Annotated in this window: 1 protein-coding gene; it reads left to right on the top strand. The window is 60.1% G+C overall.

Annotated elements, in window-relative coordinates:
* Positions 1-353 (top strand): transposase (locus ACOCD2_RS24235; protein WP_293681813.1); only part of this gene is annotated, 353 nt, incomplete at its 5' end.
* Positions 354-684: the final 331 nt, after the last annotated feature.

The following is a 684-nucleotide window of genomic DNA, read 5'->3' as shown; positions in this document are numbered from 1 at the left end:
GGGGTGAGGCGCAGGGATGCGCCGAACAAAATCGGATCAAGGAGCAGCAACTGGGACTGTTCGCCGATCGCACCAGCAGTGCCACCCTGCGGGCGAACCAACTGCGGCTGTACTTCTCTTCCTTTGCCTATGTCCTGCTGCATGGCCTGCGCCGGCTGGGGCTGACCGGTACGGCGTTCGCCAAGGCCCAGAGCACGACGATCCGTCTGAAGCTGCTGAAAATCGGCGCCCGTCTGCGCCTGACAGCACGCAAAGTCTGGCTGTCCTTCTCGGAAGCGTATCCCTACGCCAGTGATATTGCTCAGATCCTGGCCAATCTCAAGCAGCATCCTGCTTGGTCGCCGCCTGGATAGGGTTCTTCCGTCCCCAACAACATCGACTCAAAGAATCAGTCCTGGGTGCTGAGGGACTGGTGCGTCTGTTCTGTCAAAAAAACATCCTCCAGAGCTCCTGAGAGAGCGAAAAACACGAGAATCTCTTCCTCTTGGCGAGTACCTTGGCACGAGAAATGGGCTATCGGGCTATCTTGGCCACGTCCCGGCGCCCAAAAACGCCGGAACCAAGGGATCGGTGAGCGATGCGGGCTAGGCCATCCTGGCGCTGATCCAGCGCTGCCAGCCATGGAGAGCGAAGCGAAGGCTGGTAGACCCCAGTAGCCGCGAGGCCGCACTGTTTTCCCGGCGT

The sequence above is a fragment of the Thiolapillus sp. genome (assembly GCF_048562965.1).
In the GTDB taxonomy this organism is placed as follows: domain Bacteria; phylum Pseudomonadota; class Gammaproteobacteria; order Chromatiales; family Chromatiaceae; genus Thiolapillus; species Thiolapillus brandeum_A.
Note: the sequence above shows the minus strand (reverse complement) of the source record. Positions and strands in the feature narration are given on the sequence as shown.